Raw genomic sequence first — 18052 nt, 5'->3', positions numbered from 1 at the left:
GGGGAACCGGTGTGTCAAAAGCATATGAAAAAGCAGGCGTCAATATCGAAGCAGGCTATGAAGCGGTCAACCGCATGAAATCCCATGTGGAACGGACAGCGCGCAAAGGAATGTTGGGTGCGTTCGGCGGCTTCGGCGGCATGTTCGATTTATCCGAGCTGAATTTGAAGGAACCGGTTCTTGTTTCCGGGACGGATGGCGTGGGTACGAAATTGAAGCTGGCGTTCATGGCTGACCGCCATGATACGATCGGCATCGATTGCGTCGCGATGTGCGTTAATGACATTGTCGCGCAAGGTGCGGAACCTTTATTTTTCCTTGACTATATCGCAGTCGGCAAAGCGGTTCCTGAAAAGATAGAACAAATCGTCAAAGGGGTAGCGGATGGCTGTGTTCAGTCCGGCGCTGCTTTGATTGGCGGGGAAACGGCGGAAATGCCGGGACTCTATGACGAGGATGAATACGATATCGCCGGTTTTGCGGTGGGCGCTGCGGAGAAATCCAAAATCGTCACCGGTGAAAAAATTACAGCGGGCGATGTCCTGATTGGCCTTGCTTCCAGCGGAATCCATTCAAATGGTTATTCACTGGTGCGCCAGATCGTCTTTGATGAAAATAATTTTAAACTCGACCAAAAAGTCGAAGGCTACGAATCGCTGGGTCCGATCGGCGACGCGCTTTTGACGCCGACCAAAATATACGCCAAAGCAGTGGCAGCCATCGGCAATGAAACGGTTATTCACGGCATGGCGCATGTCACGGGTGGCGGCTTTATCGAGAACATCCCGCGGATGATGCCGGAAGGCTTAGGTGCGGAAATCAACATCGGCAGCTGGCCGGTTCTTGACATTTTCACGTTATTGAAGAAAAAAGGCGAGCTTGCCGACCGGGACCTGTATTCTGTTTTCAATATGGGCATCGGCTTTGTGCTGGCAGTCGCTCCTGAAGATGCGGAAGCGGTCCTGAAAACAGCTCAAGCGAACGGCGAACAGGCTTTCCAGATCGGCCGCGTCTCAAGCATGGAAGGCGTTCAATTCCAAGGCGAACAGGACGGCACGCTAAATGAACACTAAATCGAAAATCGCTGTTTTTGCGTCCGGCAATGGCTCTAATTTCCAGGCCATCGCCGACGCTATTGCCGGCGGCAGTCTGCAGGCCGAATTGGTGCTTGCCGTTACGGACAAGCCACAGGCTTTTGTAATTGAGCGTGCCCGCAAGGCAGGAGTGGAATCTTTTGCTTTTATCCCTTCCGAGTTTGAATCGAAGCAGCTTTATGAGCAGATGCTCAAAGAGAAGCTGGAGGAATTGGGAGTGGAATGGATCGTTCTGGCGGGTTATATGCGCTTGATCGGTCCTGTTCTGCTGGAAGCCTACGAAAACCGCATCGTCAATATCCACCCATCGGTTCTGCCTGCTTTTCCAGGTAAAGATGCCATTGGCCAGACACTGGCGGCGGGTGCAGAAAGAGCTGGAGTCACTGTGCATTATGTGGACGCAGGCATGGATACGGGCAGCATCATTACGCAGCAGTCGTTTCCGGTTGCGGGGCGCGGACGCGAAGAAGTCGAACGACAGATCCATCAGATTGAACATGAATTATATCCTGCAGCTTTGCAGCAATTATTCGACCGGTAATACTGCCGGTCTTAATCTATAGGAGGACTATTTGTGAAAAAAAGAGCATTACTCAGCGTATCGGATAAATCAGGGATATTGGAATTTGCACAGGAACTGGAAAAGATGGGTTACGAGCTCCTATCAACGGGCGGTACCAAGAAATTCCTTGAAGAAAACGGTGTTTCCATTACAGCCGTCGATAAAGTGACGAAGTTTCCAGAAATTCTGGGCGGCCGTGTAAAAACCTTGCACCCTCTTGTACATGGTGGATTATTGGCTAAACATGATGACGCAGAACACCAAAGCCAGATGGCTGAAAACGGCATTTCTCCAATTGACATCGTCTGTGTCAATTTATACCCATTCCGTGAAACCATCGCTAAACCGGATGTGACTGTGGACGATGCTATCGAAAATATCGATATCGGCGGTCCGACAATGCTGCGTTCTGCTGCAAAAAATCATGCCTATGTAACAGTCATTGTCGACGCAACAGACTACCCTGCAGTATTGACTGAATTACATAATGACAAGGCTACCACGCCTGAAACAAGACGCCGCTTGGCTGCAAAAGTCTTCCGCCATACTGCTGCTTATGATTCTTATATCTCCAACTACTTGACTGACCTCACGGGCGAAGAATACCCGGATCAATTGACGCTTACCTATGAATTGTCCCAAACACTTCGTTACGGGGAAAACCCTCATCAAAAAGCCGCTTTCTACCGCAGCCCGCTTGGATCGGAGTTTTCAATTGCCAACGCCAATCAATTACACGGCAAGGAACTATCCTACAATAATATCCAAGACGCTAATGCTGCTCTTCAGATCATAAAAGAATTCAAAATGCCAGCAGCAGTGGCCGTTAAACACATGAATCCATGTGGCGTCGGTACAGGCGGAACGATTGCCGATGCTTTCGGAAAAGCCTATGAAGCCGATTCCACTTCCATTTTTGGTGGAATTGTTGCATTGAACCGTGAAGTTGATGGCGAAACCGCCAAACAACTTGCAACCATTTTCCTTGAAATCATTATTGCTCCAGCGTTTTCTGACGAAGCTACCGAATTGCTGACACAGAAGAAGAATATCCGTCTGCTGACTATTCCATTCGACAGCAAAACCAAAGACAAATGGAATACTGTCACTGTTGAAGGCGGCTTGTTGATCCAACAGCCGGATGTTTACGGCTATGAGGATGCTGACATCCAAATCGCGACAGAGCGTGAGCCGTCAGCAGCAGAGCTTGATGCCTTAAAACTTGGCTGGAGCGTTGTGAAACATGTGAAATCGAATGCCATCGTCGTATGCAACGCTGAAATGACCTTGGGGATCGGTGCAGGACAGATGAACCGCGTGGGATCCGCTAAAATTGCTTTAGAACAGGCAGGTGAGGGGGCGAAGGGCGCCATCATGGCCTCGGACGCATTCTTCCCGATGAGCGATACAGTGGAAGCTGCAGCGCAGGCAGGCATCAAAGCCATCATTCAGCCGGGCGGTTCCAAGAAAGATCAGGAGTCGATCGATAAAGCGAACGAATACGGAATTGCCATGGTCTTCACAGGAGTCCGTCATTTCAAACATTAATCGAGGTGGAATAAAATGAAGGTATTGGTCATTGGAAGAGGAGGACGTGAACATGCCATTGTGCGGCAGTTCTCGAAATCTCCATCCGTCACAAAAGTTTTTGCAGCTCCTGGCAATGATGGGATGCGTGAAGACGCTGAAGTAGCCGAGATCGACGAAATGGATTTTGCTGGTCTTGCTGAATTTGCACAGCAGCAGGGAGTGGATTTCAGCTTTGTGGGCCCGGAACAGCCGCTGTCAGAAGGCATTGTCGACTTTTTTGAAGCCAAAGGATTGCGCATTTTCGGACCGTCCAAAGCAGCGGCGCAAATTGAGGGCAGCAAAGCTTTTGCAAAAGAATTGATGAAAAAATACAGCATTCCGACTGCTGGTTATGAGACATTTACAGAAGTTGCGCCGGCTGTTGCCTTTATCCAACAGCATGGAGCACCGATTGTCATTAAAGCAGACGGCCTCGCTGCGGGCAAAGGGGTCGTTGTGGCGTTATCGGAAGAAGAAGCTATTTCTGCCGTCAACGATATGCTCGAAGGGCAGAAGTTCGGTGAATCGGGTTCCAAAGTTGTTATCGAGGAATTCTTGGACGGTGAAGAGTTTTCGTTCATGTCTTTTGTCTACGCAGGCAATATTTATCCGATGGTCATTTCGCAGGACCATAAGCGTGCTTATGACGGAGATCGTGGACCGAATACCGGCGGAATGGGCGCGTACTCGCCAGTTCCGCAAATATCACAGGCCATTGTCGATGAGACTTTTGAAAAAATCGTGGAACCGTCAGTCAAAGCAATGGATGAGGAAGGAACCCCTTTTAATGGCATCTTGTATACCGGCGTCATTTTAACGGAGAAGGGTCCGAAAGTGATTGAATTCAATGCGCGCTTTGGGGATCCTGAAACACAGGTGGTTCTGCCGCGTATGAAATCCGATTTTGGCGTATTTATCGATGCTGTTCTAAAAGGCCAGCCTGCTGACTTGGAATGGGATGACCAAGCGGTGCTTGGTGTGGTCATTGCAGCTGATGGGTATCCGGAAACAGTGGAGAAGGGGGCTCTTTTGCCGAATCTCTCAAAGCTTACAGGAGTTGAAGTTACCCATGCCGGTACGAAGCTCTTGAACGGTGGATACGCTGGCAACGGAGGACGTGTGCTGCTGGTTTCGGCGAATGGATCATCCATCCAAGCCGCCCAGGAGAAAGTCTATGAACAGTTGAACAGCATGGACTGGAATGGATTCTTCTACCGCACGGATATTGGATGGCGTGCAAAAAAAAATCACATATGATATAATCATTGATGACACAAATTCGACAAGAAGATGTGTCATTTTTGTTTTGTCGTCTGCCCTATAGGCGATGAGATCAGGTTGAGGATTTTCAACAACCCACGGTTACCTCTATTTAAACTCCAGAATAGCAAATCCATCACGACCTCAGAAACAAAATCAGCAAGGCATTGAAAATCGAAAGGAGACAAATCATGAATTGGTATGAAAAACTAAATCAGTATTTTCCAGTAGAAGAAATGAAATCAAAAGAGCATATGGATGCTTTATTAAAGGAAAAAGGGAGTGTCTATTACAAAGATGAGGGTCCTTACCACGTCTTGATGTATGCAGAATTCCCGAATTTCACTTTTGTCGATTATTTGTTCGTATCGAAGGAATCACGCGGCATGGGTCTTGGCAAAAAGACGCTTCAGATGCTGAAAGACAAGAACAAACCGATCATCCTTGAAGTGGAGCCGGTCAACTACGAAGATACGGATACTGAAAAACGTTTGCGCTTCTATGCACGTGAAGGGTTCGAACATGCTTCATCCATCGGCTATTGCCGCCGTTCACTAGCGACGGGAGAAGAGAATTCCATGGAAATCCTTTACTGGACTCCAAGTGGAGAATCAGAGGAACAGATTTTTGAAGGAATGCAGAAAATGTACGAGGATATCCATACCTATAAGGACGAACAGTTTTACGGCGAATCGTACGATTCCGTTGCAGATGTTCTGACTTTCCAGGAAGAAGAAAAAGTGGATGTCCTAAAACCTTTCAGCGACCCAGTCGAAAAATAGAGAGTTACAAAAATCCATGCGGAATGCGTGGATTTTTTGTGTCGGGCGTTAATCAGAATGTTCTTGTTTTTTCAGGGAATAACTGTATTTCATTGCATAATTATGCTACGATATTATGTATCGAACTAGCAGAAAGCAGGTGCCGGCAAATGGTTAATCCCTTATGGAAAAATACAGAGATTCGCAATCAGTTGAAAATCATCACGAAAGAAGTTGCGCCGGATCTCGTTTTAACAAATGCAACCTATCTCCATGGAATCTTCAAAAAATGGGTGACAGGAAATATATGGATAGCGGATGACCGCATCGTCTACGCGGGAAAAGAAATGCCGAAAATCGATGCTTCGACTGAAGTGGCAGATATGACGGACAAATTCATTGTTCCCGGATACATAGAACCTCATGTCCATCCTTCTCAATTATATAATCCTCGAAGCTTTGCAGATTATGCGGCTCAGGGCGGGACCACGATGTTCCTTTCCGACAACTTGACGCTTTTTTTAGCATTGGAAAACGAGAAAGCGTTTTCATTATTGGATCAATTGGCGGAATTGCCGTTCAGTTTTTATTGGTGGACCCGTTTTGACTCGCAGACGGAGCTGAATGATGAAGATAAATTATTCACTTCCACCTCAGTAGGGGAATGGCTGGATCGTCAGGATGTGTTACTTGGCGGTGAATTGACCGGCTGGCCGAAACTGATGGCAGGTGACGACCAGATGCTGTATTGGATTCAAAAAGCCAAAATGGGCTTGAAGAAAATCGAAGGGCATTTTCCAGGGGCTTCGGAAAAGACTTTGGCTCGCATGAGATTGCTTGGGGCAGATGGCGACCATGAAGCGATGACTGTGGACGAAGTGGAAATGCGACTGTTGCATGGCTATGGCGTAACGCTTCGCCACTCTTCCATTCGCCCGGATCTTCCGGATTTGTTGAAAGGGATAGTGGAACGGGAGTTGAATGTCTTTGACAAGCTGATGATGACGACTGATGGCTCCACACCGACTTTCCATTTGGACGGGGTTATGGACTTGTGCATTAAGATTGCGCTTGAAGCGGGTGTGCCGCCGATTGATGCTTACATGATGGCTTCTTATAATGTCGCACGCTATTATAATGTAACGAGTCTGCATGGCTTGATCGCGACGGGCCGCTATGCGAACTTGAATATCCTCGATACGGTGGATAATCCAGTGCCTTCAGGTGTCATTTCAAAAGGGGTCTGGCTGAAGAAAGATGGAGAGAAAGTCCAGTCATTGCCGGACATCGATTGGTCGATCTTGCCTGATCTTGATATCGATTATGAACTGACAGAAGATGATTTCCAGTTCTCGATGCCTTTCGGTATTGAGATGGTCAATGATGTCATCACAAAACCCTATTCAGTCAGCGTGGATACCCATGACGGCAAACTCTCTAAATCGCATGATGAAAGCTTTTTGATGCTCATCGATAAGAATGGGAAATGGCGTGTCAATACACTGATCAAAGGCTTTGCACCGGAATTGGACGGGTTCGCTTCTTCCTATACCAACACAGGCGATATCATTTTGATCGGTAAAAACCGTGAAGACATGTGGATCGCATTCAATGAATTGAAACGCTTGAAAGGCGGAATCATCCTGACCGACAATGGCAAAATCGTGGAATCTTTGCCGCTTCCATATGGCGGTGTCATGTCGGATCTGCCGATGGAGCAGTTGATCGAGCAGGAGAAGGCGCTGAAGAAAGCTTTGAAAGAGCGGGGCTATAAGCATGGAGATGCGGTTTACACACTGCTGTTTCTGCAGGCGACACATCTTCCATATGTCCGCGTTACGCAAAAAGGCATCTACGATGTCATGAATAAAAAAATTCTGTTTCCAGCGTTTATGAGGTAGAGAAAAATGAAGAATTGGGCTTTAAGCTTAGGCGTTTTACTTGTGCTTGCGGCATTCGCCGCAGGCTTTTGGCTGATCATAAAAGAAAATCCTGAAGAGCAGCCATCGCCGAATGAAATTTTGACCCATTCGCCATATACAGGTGAAGAAGCTATTCCTCCAGCGAATCGCCGAACTGTAATGGCAGTCATCAACAACCATCCGGATGCCCGGCCGCAAACAGGGCTTACCGATGCAGACATGGTCTTTGAAATGATTGCTGAATACGATGTCACTCGATTTTTGGCACTTTATCAAAGGGCTTTTCCGGAAATGATCGGACCGATCCGCAGCGCGCGCGATTATTTTGTTGAACTTGCTGCAGCCTCTGATGCTTTTTTTGTGGCTCATGGCTACAGTCCGGATGCCCGGGTAATGCTGGAAGCGGGAATCGTCGATCATATCAATGGCATTCAGCATGACGGCACGCTGTTTCAGCGCTCGAGCGATCGTGTCGCTCCCCATAATTCCTATATCTCCTTGGAAAAAATCGGAACAGCTATGGAAATGACACAGTCGGCGACTGAATACAGCGGAAAATCACCTTATTATTTCTATGACTCCGTGGAAGATGCTAAACTTAAGGAACAGGCTCTTTCGGTAAGAGTGGAGTACGGGACAAATGAGCTGTTTTTCAGTGAGTATACATATGGCAGTGAGACACATCTTTACAGCCGATCGTCCGGCGGCGTGCCGACAACCGATAAAGAGACCCTGGAAACAGTCGAGGTCTCGAATGTTCTGGTTTTTGAAGCGAAACACCGAACTGTCGATTCCGAAGGCCGCCAGTCAATTGATTTGGCGAACGGTGGGAATGCCCTTCTTTTCCAGGGTGGCGGCGTTCGTGAAATAGAATGGAGTTCGGCAGGCGGAATGCCTGTGCCGACAGCAGATGGGGAGCCGGTGAAGCTGGCACCAGGAAAAACGTGGATTCATATTGTCCCGGCTGCGCCTGGTATAGCAGAGTCCGTCAGCTATACGCCTTGATGATCAGAGCAATGAAAGGATGATGAAGCTGCATGCAAGTTGATAAAATCAGAGGCCATCAGACAGATCAATTGATTGAAGCTGTTTTGGCTTTGAAAGATAAGGAAGAAGCCTATCGCTTTTTCGACGATTTATGCACAATCAGTGAAATCCAATCGCTGTCACAGCGTTTGGAAGTTGCCCATATGCTTCGTATGAAGAAAACATACGAAAAAATTAAAAATGAAACCGGTGCGAGCACTGCGACCATTTCCCGTGTCCGCCGCTGCCTCAACTACGGCAATGACGGCTATGATGAAATGCTGGCACGCCTGTATCCCGATGAAAAACCGTTTGAACTTCCAAAAGACTGAACAGAGAACCGACTCTGTTCGGTTTTTTTGTTATAATAAATTGATGATAATTGATGCAAAGTTGGGTGAAACGAGATGGATTTCAACACATGGCGGCATGTCTTTAAATTAGATCCGGCAAAAGAAATCACGGATGGACATTTGGAACGAATTTGCAGATCCGGGACTGATGCCATCTTGATTGGCGGCAGCGATAATGTCACACTCGACAATGTCCTTCATTTAACGGAGCGTGTGCAGAGCTTTGCTTTGCCGGTGGTGATGGAAGTATCCACCATCGATTCGGTAGCGCCGGGATTTGACTATTACTTTATCCCGACGGTCCTTAACAGCGATGATCCCCGATGGATCAAAGGCCTCCATCATGAAGCCCTCCGGGAATATGGCGAGATCCTGGACTGGGATGAATTGATTCCCGAAGGCTATTGCATTTTGAATGCTGATTGCAAAGCCGCCAAGCTGACTGGAGCGAAAACGGATTTGACGGTGGAGGACGTACTGGCTTACGCCCGCATGGCCGAACATTTTTTCCGGCTTCCCATTTTTTATCTGGAGTACAGCGGCATGTTCGGCGATATGGAGTTGGCAGGGAAAGTCAAAAAAGTCCTTGACGAAACCCGGTTGTTTTACGGAGGCGGAATCGATTCGGCCGATAAGGCAAAGGCGGCATTGGCTGCCGCAGATACCATTGTCGTCGGCAATATCATTTATGAAAATATCGAAAAAGCGATTGAAACCGTAGAGGCAGTTGCGGAAACGGCTGATTAGTCGCTATAATAATAAGAACGAATGTTCGAGGTGGTGCACAATGGAATTGATAACGAAGAATTTACTGAACGGGATGAATCCTGAACAAGCAGAAGCGGTCAAAACGACGGAAGGGCCCCTATTGATCATGGCCGGTGCAGGATCCGGTAAAACACGGGTGCTGACGCATCGGATCGCATATTTAGTGCTGGAAAAACAGGTCTATCCATCCAATATCCTGGCGATTACCTTCACCAATAAAGCAGCACGTGAAATGCGCAATCGGATTGATGGGTTGCTTGGCCACGGAACAGGGCAGCGCATGTGGGCTTCGACTTTCCACTCGATGTGCGTACGGATTTTGCGGCGCGACATCGACCGGCTGGGCATGTCGAAGAGTTTCTCCATACTGGATACGACCGACCAACTGACGGTCATCAAAAATGTTTTGAAGCAGCAGAACCTGGATCCGAAAAAATATGAACCGCGGACTATGCTGAACGCCATCTCATCGGCAAAAAATGAATGCATCGATGCAACGCAGTTTGCAGCGGATATGAATCAGTTCAATCCATATGAAAAGACCATTTCCGATGTCTACTTTGCCTATGAGAAACGGCTTAAGAAAAACCAGTCGCTTGATTTTGATGATTTGATCATGACGACCTTGAATCTATTCAATACGGTTCCTGAAGTACTTGAGTATTACCAGAACAAATTCCATTATATCCACGTGGATGAATACCAGGATACCAACAATGCCCAGTACCAGCTGGTCCAGAAATTGGCCAGTAAGTTTAAGAACATCTGCGTGGTGGGCGATTCGGATCAGTCGATTTATCGCTGGCGCGGCGCGGACATCACCAACATCCTGTCCTTCGAAAAAGATTATCCGAATGCCAAAGTGATCATGCTCGAGCAGAATTACCGCTCGACCAAGCGCATCCTGCAGGCGGCAAATGATGTCATCCAGAAAAATACCAGCCGCTATCCGAAAGAGCTGCGTACCGATAATGACGAAGGGCCGGCTATCACCTTGCATAAAGCGGGGGATGAGCGGCAGGAAGCCCAATTTGTTGTACAGACCATCCAAAGGCTGATGGGTGAAGAAAATTACAAGACTTCGGATTTCGCGATCCTTTACCGCACCAACGCACAATCCCGGATTATGGAGGAAATGTTCGTCAAATCGAATATGTCCTATACCATCGTCGGCGGAACGAAGTTCTATGACCGCAAAGAAATCAAAGACCTGTTGGCGTATTTGCGTTTAATCGCCAATAATGACGATGATCTGTCATTGGCGCGTGTCATCAATGAACCGAAGCGCGGAATCGGAGCGACTTCTTTCGAGAAGATGGCGCGTTTTGCGATTGAGCAGGACCGTACCATCATGGATGCATTGCAGGAAGCTGACTTTATGGGGTTGACGCCCAAAACAGCGCAGACAGCCCTTGAATTCCGTACGATGATCGACAGCTTTACGCAGATGCAGGAGTATTTGTCGGTGACCGAATTGGTGGAGGAAGTCTTGAAGAAATCAGGTTACCGCCAGATGCTGCAGATCGATAAAACGATTGAAGGCGAAAGCCGGCTTGAAAATTTGGAAGAGTTCCTTTCTGTGACGAAAGCGTTTGAAAAGCAGAGCGATGACAAGTCACTGGTTGCGTTCCTGACGGATTTGGCTTTGATTTCGGATATTGACTCCCTGGATGACGAAGAAGACGCAGACGGTCCGATCATTTTGATGACGATGCATGCTGCAAAAGGTTTGGAGTTCCCAGTGGTCTTCATCATCGGTCTCGAAGAAAACGTCTTCCCGCATTCGCGGTCCAATAACGACGACGAGGAATTGGAAGAAGAGCGGCGGCTGGCTTATGTCGGCATCACGCGCGCGGAAAAACGGCTGTATTTGACGCATGCCTCTTCCCGCACACTGTTCGGAAAGAGCAACTACAATATGCCATCCCGTTTCATCTCAGAGATTTCCGAAGACTTGATTGAACTGACGACTGCGCATCACCGCGCCGGCGCAGCAACAAGCTACAAACAGGCACCTAAACGGGCGGCTGTGACGCGCCCTGGTTATAAACAATCAGGTGGAGACAAGCTCGGCTGGAAGACCGGCGATAAAGCAACGCATAAAAAATGGGGAACGGGAACAGTCGTCAGCGTCAAAGGCGAAGGTGAAGAAACCGAACTTGATATTGCTTTCCCAAGCCCTGTCGGCATCAAGCGGCTACTAGCCAAATTTGCGCCGATTGAAAAAGTGTAATCGGGAGGAAACCTTATGGATCGCATAAAAGCGGAAGAACGTGTAACTGAATTGAACGAACTGCTTCGAAACTACGGCCATGCGTATTATTTACTGGATAAGCCGGCAGTTCCGGACGCTGTCTACGATCAATTATTAAACGAATTGATCGACTTGGAAACCTTATACCCCGATTTGGTTTTCCCGGATTCGCCGACCCAGCGCGTCGGTGGAACCCCGATTGCCAATTTTGCCAAAGTGACGCATGAACGGCCGATGCTCAGCTTATCGAATGTTTTCGGCGAAGAAGATCTGCGCGAATTCGACAAACGGGTGCGCAGTGGTGCAGGAGACAGCATCGAATATGTCTGTGAGCTGAAAATTGACGGCCTTGCGGTGTCGCTCATGTATGAAGACGGCAAATTCGTCAAGGGCGCAACCCGCGGGGACGGCCGTATCGGTGAAGACATCACCGTCAATCTGCGGACCATCCGTGCGATTCCGCTGAAATTAAAGCAGCCGGTCACACTGGAAGTGCGCGGCGAAGTCTTCATGCCGAAAGGATCCTTCCACGCCTTGAATGAACAGCGGGGAGAGCGCGGCGAAGAGCTGTTCGCCAATCCGCGCAATGCAGCGGCCGGATCATTACGCCAACTGGATCCGAAAATCGCGGCGAGCCGCAACCTGGATGTCTTCATCTATGGAATCGGTGGAGACGGAGAGACGTACAGCTTGTCTGAACATGATCAATCGCTCAGCTACTTGGCTGATCTCGGATTTAAGACCAATCAGGAACGCCAGGTGTGTTCAAGTGTGGAAGAAGTGCTGGCCTATATTGAGAAATGGACGGAAAATCGGACCAAGCTCTCTTATGAAATTGATGGCATCGTCATCAAAGTCAATCGCTTCCTTCATCAGCAGGATCTTGGATTTACAGCGAAAAGCCCGAAATGGGCCACGGCTTATAAATTCCCGGCAGAAGAAGTGATGACGACCGTTCGTGATATCGAATTGAGTGTCGGGCGGACAGGTGTCGTGACGCCAACTGCTATACTGGATCCGGTTTCTGTCGCGGGGACGACCGTCCAACGGGCTTCTCTGCATAATGAAGATCTGATTCGGGAAAAGGATATCCGGATCGGCGATAAAGTCATTATCCGTAAAGCGGGAGATATCATTCCGGAAGTGGTTTCGGCCATTATCGAGCAGCGGACAGGAGATGAGCTTCCTTTTGAAATGCCGACAAATTGTCCGGCCTGCGACAGTGAGCTTGTCCGCATTGAAGGGGAAGTCGCTCTTCGGTGTGTCAATCCGCAATGTCCTGCACAAATTACGGAGGGCTTGATCCATTTTGTTTCCCGGAACGCGATGAATATTGATGGCCTCGGCGAGAAAGTGATTGAGCAATTATACCGGGAAGGCCTGATCAAGGACATTTCCGATATTTATAGACTAACAAAAGAACAGTTGCTGGAACTGGATCGGATGGGGGAGAAATCCGCATCAAATCTGGTTGCCGCCATTGATGCTTCGAGAAGCAACTCGATGGAAAAATTGTTGTTTGGCCTCGGCATCCGCCATGTGGGTGAAAGAGGTGCACGGATTTTATCCGAGCATTTCGGCACTATGGAGCGGTTGATGGAAGCAACAAAAGAAGAATTAGTTGAAATCCACGAAATCGGCGAGAAAATGGCTGATTCCATTGTCGCTTATCTGGACAATGAAGAAGTTCGCGCATTGATGGAACGTTTACGCGAGACTGGCGTCAATTTAACATACACCGGCACACGAGTCCGCGTTGAAGCGGGAGCGAACGCATTCGCAGGTAAGAAAATCGTTCTGACGGGCAAGTTGGAACAAATGACCCGGCAGGAAGCGAGTGCACAGATTGAAGCGCTTGGCGGCAAGCTGTCGGGAAGCGTCAGCAAAAAAACCGATTTGCTGATTGCCGGCGAAGAAGCGGGATCTAAGCTCGATAAGGCACTCGAGTTGAAGGTGGATATATGGGACGAAGAACGTCTCGTTGCGGAATTGAACAAATAAGGGGATTTTAACATGAAACGCATATGGTGGATTCCGATCAGCTTGCTGCTGTTAACGGGATGTGTTCCTTCCGGGACTGATGAAGAAACGGAAGTGATAAATGAGAAAGAAGAAGTAGAGACGGCAATCATTCCGAGCATGCAGTTGGATGATCAGTTTTACCGTACACTTCTGCCATATAAGGAAAGCGCCACAAGAGGGAAAATCGTCAATCGCCTGAACTCCCGCTACGATATTACAGAAACGGAAAATGGTTTATTGCGTTTGTCACAGAAGCAATTTTCGCCTGATGATTATTATTTCCAGGAAGGGCAAAAAATCACTGATGAAGACGTGACTTCCTGGCTGCAGCGGGCCAGCAAAGATAATCCAACCGGCTTGAATCCCGCAGACAGCCGTTCAGCAGAACAAAAGAAAGCTGGCGAGCGGCCGCCTGCTGAAATATTGGCGCATGTCATTGAACAGAATTATTTAGTGAAGACCGATGAGGAGACCATACGGCTCGGCGGTATCTCGATTGGCCTGGCATTGAATTCGGTGTATTACAGCTCCGAAGATGGAATTTCCTATGAACAAGAAATTCCTCAAGCGCAAATCGAAAAAGAAGGTCAGCGTATGGCTGATGAAATCGTCAAACGCCTGCGTGACAAAGAAGGTCTGGCAGATGTACCGATTGTAGTGGGTCTTTTCAAACAAAATTCCGCTAATGCAATGGTGCCAGGAACCTACTTCTCGTATGGCGCAGCACCTGGCGGCGATGAGGCTGTAGCCAACTGGACTGCAGTCAACGAGGCGTATGTCCTGTTTCCGACTTCCGGCGCAGATGAGCGCTACCGGGACATCGATACAGCATTCCGCAATTTCAAACAGGATGTCGAAGTCTATTTTTCCAATTTCACCAGTGTCATCGGCACAGGGTTTTATCAGGAAAATCAATTAAAGGAATTGAAGATTGAAATTCCGATCCAATTCTATGGTGCAGCTGAGGTGATCGGCTTTACACAATACGTAACGGGTCTGGTGATGGAGCATTTTCCTGAAAATGTGTTAGTGGAAGTCAGCTTAACATCGACCAACGGTCCTGAAGCATTAGTTTTAAGAAAAGCGGGAGAAACCGAACCGTTTGTTCACATTTATGAATAATTTGCATGAAAACGGGGATGGCCATGCGGCTGTCCCTATTCATTTTTTTAGAAAAATGGTATGATATAGCGTATGTTTACTGAATCCGGAGGTGTAGAAAAATGGCTAAAATGACAAAAGAAGAAGTGATTGAAGTCGCCCATTTGGCGAGATTGGCAATTACTGACGAAGAAGCGGAACATTTCGCAGATCAATTGGAAGCAATCACAAATGCAATGGAATTGCTGAATGAGTTGGATACAGATAATGTTGAACCGACCACTCATGTCCTGCAGATGGTCAACGTCTTGCGTGAAGACAAGTCCATCCCTGGATTGGACCGTGAACTGGTCTTGAAAAACGTTAAAGAACATGAAGGCGGACAAGTGAAAGTCCCAACAATCTTAGAGTAACCGGAAGGAGGAACCATTGATGTCATTGGTGGAAAAAACAGCTGCACAATTGCAGGAAATGATACATACAAAAGAAACGACGATTGCTGAGATGACCCAAAAAGCATTTGACCGCATCGAAGCCCTCGAGCCGAAAGTGGATGCGTTTCTTGCATTGAACAAAGAACGCGCAACACAGCAGGCCGAAGAAATGGATCGAGTGCCTTTTGCTGAACGCGGACCATTATTCGGTTTGCCGATCGGCGTAAAAGACAATATCGTAACAGAAGGTTTGGAAACGACGGCTTCCAGCCGTATCCTTGAAGGATTCAACCCGATCTATAATGCAACTGTTGTGGAGAAATTGAAGGAAGCCGGAATGGTGACAGTCGGGAAATTGAATATGGATGAATTCGCAATGGGTTCTTCCAACGAAAACTCATATTATAAGAAAACCAAAAATCCATGGAATCTTGAAACGGTTCCAGGCGGTTCTTCAGGCGGCTCTGCTGCTGCTGTTGCAGCAGGCGAAGTGCCTTTCACATTGGGCTCGGATACAGGCGGATCGATTCGCCAGCCTGCAGCTTTCTGCGGCGTGGTCGGCATGAAACCAACTTACGGACGGGTTTCCCGTTTCGGTCTGATCGCTTACGCTTCTTCGTTGGATCAGATTGGTCCGATCACAAGAACCGTTAAAGACAATGCTTTATTGTTGAATGCCATTTCCGGTCATGACGACAAGGATTCAACATCCGCCAATGTAGAAGTTCCAGATTTCGCTGCTGCTTTGACAGGCGATATTACTGGACTGCGCATCGGTGTTCCAAAAGAGTATTTTGGTGAAGGTGTCGGCGAAGCGGCAAAACAAGCTGCGCTTGATGCTTTGAAAGTGCTTGAAGAGCGAGGCGCAATCTGTGAAGAAATTTCGCTTCCTCATTCGAAATACGCCTTGGCGACTTATTATTTATTGGCTTCTTCTGAAGCGTCTTCCAACCTTTCCCGTTTTGACGGAATCCGTTACGGCTACCGCACTGAAAAGGCAGGAAATCTGCTTGAATTTTACATGAATACCCGGTCTGAAGGATTTGGCGATGAAGTCAAGCGCCGCATCATGCTTGGCACATACGCATTGAGCTCAGGCTATTACGATGCTTATTACAAAAAAGCACAAAAAGTCCGCACCTTGATCAAAAAAGACTTTGATGATGCTTTTGAAAAATACGATGTTATCATCGGCCCAACGACGCCGACACCGGCATTCAAAATCGGCGAAATCATCGACGATCCATTGACAATGTATGCCAACGATATTTTAACGATTCCAGTAAACCTGGCTGGCGTACCTGCGATTTCAATCCCTTGCGGATTCGCTGACGGTTTGCCATTGGGTCTGCAGATCATCGGGAAATATTTTGACGAAGAAACGGTATACCGTGTTGCTGACGTATTTGAACAAGCGACTGATTTCCATAAAAAAACTCCTCAAACCTGGGAGGGAGCAGCACAATGAATTTTGAAACAATCATCGGGCTTGAAGTCCACGTCGAATTAAAAACAGAGTCGAAAATGTTTTCTCCAGCACCTGCACATTTTGGCGCTGAACCGAACACCAACACCAATGTCGTCGATCTTGGTTATCCGGGCGTATTACCGGTAGTCAATAAACGTGCAGTGGATTGGGCAATGAAAGCGGCACTTGCATTAAATTGCGAAATTACCCGCCATACTAAATTCGACCGCAAAAACTATTTCTATCCGGACAATCCGAAAGCTTATCAGATTTCACAATTTGATCAGCCGATCGGCGAGCATGGATGGATTGAAATTGAAGTGAAAGGCGAGAAAAAGCGCATCGGCATCACGCGCCTTCACATGGAAGAAGACGCCGGGAAATTGACGCATACCGGCAATGGCCATTCACTGGTTGACTTTAACCGTCAAGGCACTCCGTTGATCGAAATCGTTTCTGAACCGGATATGCGTACAGCTGATGAAGCTTATGCCTTCCTGGAAAAAATCAAAGCGATCATCCAGTACACCGGCGTTTCGGATGTGCGCATGGAAGAAGGTTCATTGCGCTGCGACGCAAACATCTCTCTTCGCCCATTCGGCCAGGATGAATTCGGTACGAAGACAGAATTGAAGAACTTAAATTCATTCAACTTCGTCCGTAAAGGCATCGAACACGAACAGGTTCGCCAGGAGCAGGTTCTGCTTTCAGGTGGATTTATCGGGCAGGAAACTCGCCGCTACGACGAATCGACAGGAAAAACCTTGTTGATGCGCATCAAAGAAGGATCGGACGATTACCGTTATTTCCCGGAACCGGATCTTGTCGACATCGTCATTGACGATGCTTGGTTAGAACGTGTCCGTGCTGAAATTCCAGAATTGCCGGATGCCCGGAAAGCCCGCTATGTTTCGGAACTTGGCATGTCTCCATACGACGCTATGGTCCTGACATTGGCGAAACCGATTTCTGATTTCTTTGAAGCGACAGTCGCTGCTGGTGCTGACGCTAAACTGGCTTCCAACTGGTTGATGGGAGAAGTATCGGCTTACTTGAATGCTGAACAAAAAGAGCTGGAAGATACGGAATTGACACCTGAAGGTTTGGCTGGCATGATCAAACTGATTTCTGATGGTACGATCTCATCTAAAATCGCTAAGAAAGTCTTCAAAGAGTTGATTGAAAAAGGCGGCGACGCAAATAATATCGTCAAAGCGAAAGGGCTTGTTCAGATTTCGGATGAAAACACTTTGCGTGAATTCGTTACGACCGCACTCGACAGCAACCCGCAATCGATCGAAGACTTTAAAAACGGCAAAGACCGCGCAATCGGTTTCCTTGTCGGGCAGATCATGAAGCAGACAAAAGGGCAGGCAAATCCGCCATTGCTCAATAAAATCCTTCTTGCAGAAATTGCAAAAAGATAAGAAATGCTTTTGATAGGTAAAAGGGTGGTCC

At 47.8% G+C, this 18052-nt stretch carries 15 protein-coding genes; all 15 read left to right on the top strand.

The annotated features are described in order from the left end of the window. The first annotated feature begins 11 nt into the window (after positions 1 to 11). The 15 genes from purM (at position 12) to gatB (ending at position 18021) form a co-directional block, all read left to right on the top strand. Complete coding sequence (gene purM / locus Q0785_RS18185) at positions 12 to 1073, top strand: phosphoribosylformylglycinamidine cyclo-ligase (protein ID WP_298833383.1); 1062 nt, start codon at positions 12 to 14, stop codon at positions 1071 to 1073. Further along, the gene (gene purN / locus Q0785_RS18180; protein WP_298833380.1) at positions 1063 to 1635 is read left to right on the top strand and encodes a phosphoribosylglycinamide formyltransferase; all 573 of its coding nucleotides are present in this window, start codon (positions 1063 to 1065) and stop codon (positions 1633 to 1635) included. Before purM ends, purN begins: the two co-directional genes overlap by 11 nt. A 33-nt stretch (positions 1636 to 1668) precedes the next feature. Beyond that, on the top strand, positions 1669 to 3204 hold the full coding sequence (gene purH / locus Q0785_RS18175) for a bifunctional phosphoribosylaminoimidazolecarboxamide formyltransferase/IMP cyclohydrolase (RefSeq protein ID WP_298833378.1): 1536 nt from the start codon (positions 1669 to 1671) through the stop codon (positions 3202 to 3204). A 15-nt stretch (positions 3205 to 3219) separates the two neighbouring features. Then, the gene (gene purD / locus Q0785_RS18170; RefSeq protein WP_298833375.1) at positions 3220 to 4482 is read left to right on the top strand and encodes a phosphoribosylamine--glycine ligase; all 1263 of its coding nucleotides are present in this window, start codon (positions 3220 to 3222) and stop codon (positions 4480 to 4482) included. 194 nt (positions 4483 to 4676) lie between these two features. Beyond that, entirely contained in the window at positions 4677 to 5267 is a 591-nt protein-coding gene (locus Q0785_RS18165; RefSeq protein ID WP_223642905.1) for a GNAT family N-acetyltransferase, read from the top strand. A gap of 149 nt (positions 5268 to 5416) precedes the next feature. After that, positions 5417 to 7147, top strand: coding sequence for an adenine deaminase C-terminal domain-containing protein (locus Q0785_RS18160; protein WP_298833369.1), 1731 nt, complete (start codon positions 5417 to 5419; stop codon positions 7145 to 7147). A 6-nt stretch (positions 7148 to 7153) separates the two neighbouring features. Further along, the gene (locus Q0785_RS18155; protein WP_298833366.1) at positions 7154 to 8173 is read left to right on the top strand and encodes a DUF3048 domain-containing protein; all 1020 of its coding nucleotides are present in this window, start codon (positions 7154 to 7156) and stop codon (positions 8171 to 8173) included. A gap of 32 nt (positions 8174 to 8205) precedes the next feature. Further along, positions 8206 to 8526: a YerC/YecD family TrpR-related protein gene (locus Q0785_RS18150; protein WP_223642899.1), complete on the top strand. Its 321-nt coding sequence runs from the start codon at positions 8206 to 8208 to the stop codon at positions 8524 to 8526. 75 nt (positions 8527 to 8601) lie between these two features. Continuing rightward, a complete protein-coding gene (locus Q0785_RS18145; RefSeq protein ID WP_298833358.1) occupies positions 8602 to 9294 on the top strand; it encodes a heptaprenylglyceryl phosphate synthase in 693 nt (230 codons plus the stop codon). Between the two features lie 40 nt (positions 9295 to 9334). After that, on the top strand, positions 9335 to 11548 hold the full coding sequence (gene pcrA / locus Q0785_RS18140) for a DNA helicase PcrA (RefSeq protein WP_298833355.1): 2214 nt from the start codon (positions 9335 to 9337) through the stop codon (positions 11546 to 11548). 15 nt (positions 11549 to 11563) lie between these two features. After that, entirely contained in the window at positions 11564 to 13570 is a 2007-nt protein-coding gene (ligA, locus tag Q0785_RS18135) for an NAD-dependent DNA ligase LigA (RefSeq protein ID WP_298833352.1), read from the top strand. Between the two features lie 12 nt (positions 13571 to 13582). Continuing rightward, positions 13583 to 14713 (top strand): CamS family sex pheromone protein, encoded by a 1131-nt coding sequence (locus tag Q0785_RS18130; RefSeq protein WP_298833349.1) that lies wholly within the window; start codon positions 13583 to 13585, stop codon positions 14711 to 14713. A gap of 101 nt (positions 14714 to 14814) precedes the next feature. Further along, a complete protein-coding gene (gene gatC / locus Q0785_RS18125) occupies positions 14815 to 15105 on the top strand; it encodes an Asp-tRNA(Asn)/Glu-tRNA(Gln) amidotransferase subunit GatC (RefSeq protein ID WP_223642889.1) in 291 nt (96 codons plus the stop codon). A 19-nt stretch (positions 15106 to 15124) separates the two neighbouring features. Beyond that, on the top strand, positions 15125 to 16594 hold the full coding sequence (gene gatA, locus Q0785_RS18120) for an Asp-tRNA(Asn)/Glu-tRNA(Gln) amidotransferase subunit GatA (RefSeq protein WP_298833344.1): 1470 nt from the start codon (positions 15125 to 15127) through the stop codon (positions 16592 to 16594). Continuing rightward, positions 16591 to 18021: an Asp-tRNA(Asn)/Glu-tRNA(Gln) amidotransferase subunit GatB gene (gene gatB / locus Q0785_RS18115; protein WP_298833341.1), complete on the top strand. Its 1431-nt coding sequence runs from the start codon at positions 16591 to 16593 to the stop codon at positions 18019 to 18021. Before gatA ends, gatB begins: the two co-directional genes overlap by 4 nt. Positions 18022 to 18052 lie beyond the last annotated feature (31 nt).

It is taken from the genome of uncultured Planococcus sp., from assembly GCF_947501725.1.
Lineage (GTDB): Bacteria > Bacillota > Bacilli > Bacillales_A > Planococcaceae > Planococcus > Planococcus donghaensis_C.
The sequence above is the reverse complement of the archived record's forward strand: the minus strand, read 5'-3'. Positions and strand labels throughout refer to the sequence as shown.